This window comes from Streptomyces sp. NPDC047841, assembly GCF_040704085.1.
GTDB classification, from domain to species: domain Bacteria; phylum Actinomycetota; class Actinomycetes; order Streptomycetales; family Streptomycetaceae; genus Streptomyces; species Streptomyces argyrophylli.
Genome location: NZ_JBEYRP010000073.1, coordinates 1 through 7,599, shown reverse-complemented (window position 1 = coordinate 7,599; position 7,599 = coordinate 1). Strand labels below are relative to the sequence as shown.

Here is a 7,599-nt window from a genome sequence, read left to right as displayed (position 1 = left end):
GTACGAGGGCCTGGGGCCGGCGCCCCGAGAGCACGCACCTGACGCCGCGCGGCCGCCCTCCGGGCGACGACGCGAATTGTCAGACAGGCCCTAGCTCACGGACGGGGTGAACTCGACCGGCAGCGACTCCAGGCCACGCATCCAGATCGAGGGGCGCCAGGTCAGTTCTCCGGGCTCCACCGCCAGCACCAGGTCGGGAAGGTGTTCGAGCAGGGTCTCCACCGCCGTGCGCGCCATGACGTCCGCCAGCAGCGGCGCGGGATACGGACAGCGGTGCTCGCCGTTGCTGAAGGAGAGGTGCGCGGAGTTGCCGGAGCCCGCGTGCGGGTCCGGCCAGATCTGCGGGTCGGTGTTGGCCGCCGCCAGGCCGAGCACGAGGCAGTCGCCTTCCCGGATGTGGCGCCCGCCCAGTTGTGTGTCGCGCACGGCCCAGCGGCCGATGAAGTTCTGCGTCGGTGTGTCCAGCCACAGAACCTCGTTCAGCGCCTCCCCGACGCTGACCCGGCCGCCGGAGACGTTGACCGCGAAACGCTCGTCGGTCAGCAGCAGACGCAGGGTGTTGCAGATCCAGTTCGCGGTCGGCTGCTGCGCGGCGGCGATGACGGAGATCAGATCCTGCACGATCTCCTCGTCGCTGAGACCCGCGGGATGGAGAATCATGCGGGAGGTGACGTCCGGGCCGGGACGCTCCCGCTTCTCCTTCACCAGCCGCATGATGCGCTCGCCGACACGGGTGTACGCGGCCACCGGGTCGTCGCCCTCCCGGGCGTCCAGGGAGATGCGCAGGTCGTCGACGAGCCGCTCGGTGTCCGTGTCACCCACCGGCATGCCGCACATCCACAGCACGCCGCGGGCGGGCAGCGCGTGCGCGTACATGCTCATCAGCTCCGCCCGGCCGCTGCCGGAGAAGGAGGAGACCAGCCGCGCGGCGATCAGTTGGCACTCGCGCGCCAGCTCGAACTGGTCCACCCCCTCCAGGGCCTCGGTGATCACGCCCGCCCGGCGCTGGTGCTCGGCGCCCTCGGTGAAGAGCACCGACGGCTGGTAGCCGACGTACGGCAGCAACGGCCAGTCCGGTGGGATGCGCTCCCACTGGTTCCAGCGGCGGGAGTCCCGGGCGAACAGCTCGTCATGAGCCGTCACATAGCAGACCTCGGGGTAACCGAGCACCAGCCAGGCCGGGATGTCGCCGTCGAGCAGCACCGGCGCGACCGCTCCGTGCTCCCTGCGCAGGGAACGGTAGAGCTGCGCAGGCGTCTGCTGGTACTCCAGTCCGGCCAGGGGCACGGCGGAGCCGTGCGCGGGGCAACCCCGGGGAGGGGCGTCCGTGGACGGGAAACCGGTCGTGTCGCTCACGCGGTGCTCTCCTTGGCCAGTGCACGTGTGTACAGGTGGTCCACCAGAGCGATGAGGACCTCCTTGCCCGACGCCCGGACGCGGGCGTCGCAATCGATCACAGGTACGTGCTCGCCCAGGGCGAGTGCCTGACGGACCTCGTCGAGAGTGAACCGTTTCGCGTCGCCGTCGAAGCGGTTGACCGCCACCACGAACGGCGTGCCGTGGTGCTCGAGCCGGTCTATCGCGTACCAGCAGTCCTGCATGCGGCGGGTGTCGACGAGGACGACCGCGCCGAGGGTGCCGGAGAACAGGCGGTCCCAGAGGAACCAGAAGCGCTCCTGGCCGGGCGCGCCGAACAGGTAGAGCACCATGCGCTCGTTGAGGCTGATGCGGCCGAAGTCGAAGGCGACGGTCGTGGTGGTCTTGCGTTCCACCCCCGTCGTCTCGTCGATGCCCTGTCCCGCCTGGGTCATCACCTCCTCGGTGTTCAGGGGCCGGATCTCGCTGACCGAGCGCACGAGAGTGGTCTTGCCGACTCCGAAGCCGCCCACGACGACGATCTTCAGACCGGTCTCGGCCGCTTCGGACAGCGGTGTGCGCTGGGAGGGCAGCTCAGAGGTTGCGGAGCCCATGAAGCACCTCCTGGAGCAGGGCGGTTTCTGGAAGGCCCGCAACGGACGCGGCCGCACGCGGGTGACGGGCGCTGACCTTGCCCAGGGCGCACAGGTCGCCGAGCAGGATGCGCACCACGGTGATGGGGAGTCTCAGTTCGGCCGCGACCTCCACCACCGCGGTGGGATGCCGGCACAGCTCGAGGATGCGGACGTCCTCCGACTGCATGCCGGTGGTGGGCTCGCACTCGCTGACGATCAGCGTCACCAGATCGAGGGACGAATCGGCTTCGCTCCGGCCCCCCGTGACCATGTACAGCCGGTCGGGGTCGCCGAGGTCCACGGGCTTGCGTATCACGCCGGGGCGCCCCGGTCGACGGGCTGACGAGGCTCGGCCCGCAGGTGGTCGCCGATCTGTTCGACCATTTCGGTCATCTGGTGGCCCACGACGCCCGGGTCGGCGCTCTCCTGCGCGACGACCGCGAGGTGCGCGCCCTCGCCCGCCTCCACGATGAACAGGAGGCCGCCGTGGAAAGCGGTCATCGAGTGCCGGACGCCGCCCGATCCGTCGCCGAACTCCACGGAGGCGCCCTGGGACAGCGCCTGCATGCCGGAACAGATGGCCGCCAACTGGTCGGCCTGGTCGACGGTCATGTGTTCCGTCCAGCACAGTTTCAGACCGTCGCGGGACAGCACGAGCGCATGGCGTGTGCCCGGCGTGCGTTCCAGCAGGTTCTTCAGGAGCCAGGTCAGGCTGTTGTCGGTGGTCTCCATGATGGGTGGGGGGCGGAGGGGGACCGGTGAGGTCACCACCCGCCCCCGTGCCTCCAATCCAGCGAAGTGCGGCGGTTCGGTGTCGGGGTGAAGGGCTGTTGCGGCCTGCCGGGGAAGGGGCCGGTCTCAGGCCTCGGGAGCGGCGCTGTGCGCGTCCCCGTCGGCCGGGGTGCCGCCGGCGCGTTGCCGACCGAGGTGGAAGGCGCCGAACCGGGCTCCCGCGTCGAGGGCGGGACCGGACTCGCCCGGGTCGGCGGGCTTCTGAGCGGCCGGCTTATGCCGGGTGCGCTCCGCCTCGGCCATGGCACGGCCCGGGGACCGGATCGGCAGTCCATTGGTGGTGGCCCCACTGCGCCCGGCGGACTCGGCCGACGTGGGTGTCGGCGTGGGCGTCGGCGTCGGCGTGGTTGCGGCCGTGGGTGTGGCCGCGGCCGTGGAGAGCGGCGCGGCCGGTGACGGCCGCGCCGCGCGGGGCTTGTCCGAGGGCGTCCGGGGGGCCGACACGGCCTGCCGCGGTCGCTCGGCCGTGACGGGCTCGTGCCGCTGGGCGATCAGCTGCGGCGGGATCAGGACGACGACACCCGTGCCACCGCGCGAGGAGGGCCGGTAGCTGACGCTGATGCCGTACTTGACGGCGAGCCGCCCCACCACACTCAGACCGAGCCGGGTGCCCTGCAGCGAGGCGAGGTCGGTGACGCGGCCGGACACGGACTCCACCGCCCGTCGCATGGCCGCGTCGGACATCTTCAGACCGCTGTCCTCGATGGTGACCACGATACCGGCACTGCGTTCCTCCACGTAGACGTGGACCTCGTCGACAGGAGGCGAGAAGTTCGCCGCGTTGTCCATGAGTTCGGCCAACAGGTGCATGACTCCCTCCGCTGCGAAGCCGCTGATCGCGGCCCCGCTGGAGGAGTGGAGGCGCACCCGCCGGTAGGCGTCGATCCGGCCGACGGCGCCCCGCAGGACGCTCTCCATGACGATGGGCTTGTTCCACACGCGGCTGGAGCGGCCGCCCATCAGCAGGGCGAGCCGGTCGGTCATCAAACCGAGCTGCGAGGTGCTGTGGTCCAGACGCAGCAGGTCGCCGAAGACCTCCTCGCCATGGCGTTCCTGCATCTCACGCAGATCGGCGAGCATACTCACGGTCTTGGCCTGGACCCGGCTGAGTGCCTTGGCGGACGCGGCCTGCGCGGCGGCGGAACGCCGCTCGCTGTAGGCCAGTTCACGTACGAACCGTTCGGCCGACGACCGCAGCAGGGAGTCCTGCGGCCAGTCGAACCGGGCGAACACGGTGTCGGCGGAGGCGCCCTCCCGCAGCAGGGCGACGGCGGCGGGGAGCGTTTCCTCGGTCAGACGCCTCAGCTCGGCCGTGCCCCGCTCGAGCCGTTCGCGTACGCCTTCGGCCTCAGCCTCGGCCTCACGGGCGCGTTCGGCCGACGCGGACAGCTCGCCGGCGACCAAGCGCAGCAATCGCTGCAGGTGCGGGTCGGAAGGAACGGCGACGGCCGACAGCACCTGCTCGGCGTCGCCGCCGTCCCGCACCTGCCGGGTGACGTCCGGCAGGATCACGTCGACGAGCCGGGAGGTCTCGCCGACCTGGTGCCCCCATGCGCTCCTGGCCGACTCCAGTTCGCCCCCCTGCGCGGCGGCGCGCCGCTGAGCCCGGCGCAGCAGGGCCGAGGCCCGGCCGACCACCACGGCGATGCACACCCAGGCGACGACCACCGTGCCCACCACCCAGCGCCGGCCTTCCGCGGGAGCGAGGGCGGCCACGGCAGCGGCGCCCGCGGCAGTGAGGATCAGGGTCGCGGCCGGTGCGAACGGCGAGGCGGACGCCGCCCCTTTCGCGCTTCGGCGCTGACGCGCGCGAGCTGACATTGACATTCCGCGGTCCCTTGGTCCGTGCATACGGGGGTAGTGTGAAACGTGAGCATCGCCGATACCGCGGATGGGCAGCTGAAGGCCGGTGTCCCTTCCGGGTGCGAGTCGCCGTTCATGCTAGCCACCGTGCGAGGTGAAAATACCCGGGCGATGCGTGCGGCTGGCCAGGAATCCACTTCGTCGCGGAACAAGTATCACCACACATGTGTGTGGTAGCAGGTTCGCCGCTCGCGGCGCCGTCCTGCGACGGTGCGAAGGCGGACATTCATGGACTCGGTGTTCGGCCCGGCACGTCCTGCGCCGGTTTGTGAAAGTTTCGAGTGTACAGATTCGGCCAATCACCGTCCGCCTGTCCGTCATCGCCAGGGCCTTGGCGTCGTGGTCACCGATCGCGAGAGGATGGCCAGGCGGCCGGCTCGCTCTCATACGGGTGACACTTGACGTAGCCCGGGCCATAGCTGTCCGGGCCGCGGTGATGGCACGGACCATGTCAAGGGCGGCGGACGGGGTGGTGGGGACGCGCGTGGGGTCGACCCTGAAGCGCGCGGCGGTGTCAGCCGTCCCGTGCTGTCCGGCCGGTGAGGTCACAGCGCAGGAGGCGTCCGGACCGGCCCAGTGCCCGCCGTCGCTCGCGCCGGAACAGCCCACGAGCAGTACCCGCACAGTGCCGGCACCGGGTATCCCCGCCTTGTGCGTCTTCGCGCCGCCACGTACGTCCTGAAGCCCCCACTCACCATGCGTCTGTGCCCGTGTGCGACCGGAACGAGTGCAGGGGGCAACGGTCAACTCACAGTGCGAGCAGGGGGGTTGCTACAGCCGGGTGACGGCCCTCAAGTGAGCCGGTGAGTCACCCGGCGGCCCCGTGAGCGCGCGTGGCGGGAACCGGACGCGGTCCCACGGGAATCACCACCGGTCCCCGCCTCATCCAGCTTCAGCTGGCCCGTGCGCGTACTGACCCCCGCCGGAACGTGACCCGGGCGTGGCGCCCCGGCTCCGCTGTCCCGCGCATGTAGGAATGAGAGGTGCCTTTCCTCCTGCGGAGCGACCGCTCCGGAGCGACCGCTTCGCCCGGATCCGTTGCCCGACCGCCTGGCCCGCCACCGTGCCACAACGGAAGTCCGGCGGAAGCGCGCAGCGGAGGGGTCCGAGGACGAGGGCGCGCCCGATCCCTCGGTTACGCGTTGGTGATAGTGAGAGTCGGTGGTGATGTTCTGGGGTGAGGTGTTAAAGGGCTGGTCAGCGGATGTTGTGGTGGGGTAGGTCGCTGTCAGTACACATATCGGCGGCGTATGCGCCTGATGGGTGGGGCGGGTCTGGCCCATATCCAGGGGCCCGCTCGGGCGTTGAGCTGGGATGTCGCCTGGCGGGTGCCGTGTTCGTTTCGGGTGGTCCGGCGAAGGACTGGCCGACGAGGGCGGCCTTGCGGAAGATGCGCCACCACCCCTCCTGGAGGTAGAGCCGGCGCCGACAGGGAGGAACACGTGCCGGCTCTCGCTTCCGCGCGGCCGGCAGGCCCGCGCCGCAAAGGCTGACCGCTGACCCAGCGGTCGCTGGGCCCCCCTCCCACGCTGGTTGTTGTCTGGTCGGATGGTCACCGGGGTGTGGCAGCGCGAGACCGCCGAATCGTACGCTGCCCCACTTCAAGCCTGCGGCAGCTCCCGGACCAGGCGCTTGATCATGTTGCGCCCCTCGTTCACTTTCAGCCTCGGGTACTCGAAGGCCAAAACACCCACCTCGGCTATGCCGATCTGCACGCGAAGCGCCTGCGCAGCGCCGGGGATCAGTTCCGGCTCACTGACCCAGGCGACTTGATCGAGCGCGAAGGAATGCAGTACCTTGCCGGGTTTGCCTACTATGACCCCGCCGACGGAAAAGACGAGCAGCCGCTGGTCGGTCAGCGCGATGATGATCCGGCCGGGCAGTTGGAGCGGCACATCCGGCGCCGCCGCCTGTCCGCGCGAGGTAATCGCGGCCATCGCGGCTGCACCGGCCGCCCCGGCGAGACCGGCCGCGCCACCGATCATCGTCGTCCGGACCCCGCCGACTCGGAAGGCAAGTACCCCGTAGAGCACCCGCTCACCAGACAACTTCTCGTCCTTGAGCCTGAGTTCGACCTTTTCTGCCATCGTCCTTGCCACGGGATCGCCTCCCCCTTGCTTGGTCAATGGGCCAAATCTACGGGCGCCAGGCCGACTGCCCAAACGGCAGCCGATCGTGCGCGCCGGCCATCGGGCCACCCGCCACGGCGACGCTCAGGGCCGACGCGGCGAACCTTCGTAGCCCGGCTACCGCCTGCCGAAGAACTTCCGGGCGCTGTCCGCTGCAAGTGGTCGAGCTTGGCGGTCGTAAAGCGCCTCGTCGCATGCCACCCCCTCACGCAGCATTACGTGCCCGCTCTCGGCCCACGCGCACAGGACCGTATATGGCTTGCCAGTGAAGTTCTGGTCGCCATGATCACCTGGGCGCGCGGACCCCGTTACGGCACGGTCGACCCGGAGGGCACGGGCGCGCTGCCTGTCCGTGATGTCCGTGCGCTGTCCGGCCGTGTCGTCGGTGCGGTACTTGATTGCTGTCCGTCCGTTCCGGGTGGCGTCCCCCGCTTGTCCGTTCGTTCCGGGTGGCGTCCGCCGCCTGCCTGCCTGCCTGTCTGTCTGCCTGTCTGCCGTCGCGGAGGTCGGGCCGCTTGCCGTCTTGTGTCTTGCGGCCGCGTCCGGTCCGCTGCGCCCGTGCCGCTGCGCCCGCGCCGTTCCGCGTCTCCGCGCTGTTCCGTGTCGTTCTGTGGTGGTCTGGTGGGTTCGTGCCTGTGTGGCTGTGTTGGTGTGTTCCTGCCTGTGGTGGTGTGTCGTGTTCCTGGTCCGGTCGGGTCGTGTGTGGGTCGTCGTGCTGTGTCGGTCTGCGGTGTTCCGTCCGGCTGGGTTGGGCTTGTGTGTCGTTGCGTTGCCGTCTGTGCGGTCCCTCGGGCGGCCGCCGCGCCCGGGTCCGTGCCTGTGCT

At 70.3% G+C, this 7,599-nt stretch carries 6 protein-coding genes; all 6 read right to left on the bottom strand.

Going from position 1 to position 7,599, the window contains the following annotated elements; all coding sequences use genetic code 11:
• Window positions 1-90: 90 nt before the first annotated feature.
• Window positions 91-1,356, bottom strand: a complete 1,266-nt coding sequence (locus tag AB0947_RS42505; protein WP_366755717.1) for a cytochrome P450 — start codon at window positions 1,354-1,356, stop codon at window positions 91-93.
• Complete coding sequence (locus AB0947_RS42500) at window positions 1,353-1,970, bottom strand: ATP/GTP-binding protein (RefSeq protein ID WP_366755716.1); 618 nt, start codon at window positions 1,968-1,970, stop codon at window positions 1,353-1,355. The genes AB0947_RS42505 and AB0947_RS42500 overlap by 4 nt, the downstream gene beginning before the upstream one ends.
• Window positions 1,951-2,307 (bottom strand): DUF742 domain-containing protein, encoded by a 357-nt coding sequence (locus AB0947_RS42495; RefSeq protein WP_366755715.1) that lies wholly within the window; start codon window positions 2,305-2,307, stop codon window positions 1,951-1,953. The genes AB0947_RS42500 and AB0947_RS42495 overlap by 20 nt, the downstream gene beginning before the upstream one ends.
• Window positions 2,304-2,723: a roadblock/LC7 domain-containing protein gene (locus AB0947_RS42490; protein ID WP_366755714.1), complete on the bottom strand. Its 420-nt coding sequence runs from the start codon at window positions 2,721-2,723 to the stop codon at window positions 2,304-2,306. The genes AB0947_RS42495 and AB0947_RS42490 overlap by 4 nt, the downstream gene beginning before the upstream one ends.
• 126 nt (window positions 2,724-2,849) lie before the next feature.
• On the bottom strand, window positions 2,850-4,610 hold the full coding sequence (locus AB0947_RS42485; protein WP_366755713.1) for an ATP-binding protein: 1,761 nt from the start codon (window positions 4,608-4,610) through the stop codon (window positions 2,850-2,852).
• A 1,637-nt stretch (window positions 4,611-6,247) separates the two neighbouring features.
• Window positions 6,248-6,745: a hypothetical protein gene (locus AB0947_RS42480; RefSeq protein ID WP_366755712.1), complete on the bottom strand. Its 498-nt coding sequence runs from the start codon at window positions 6,743-6,745 to the stop codon at window positions 6,248-6,250.
• Between the last annotated feature and the right edge of the window lie 854 nt (window positions 6,746-7,599).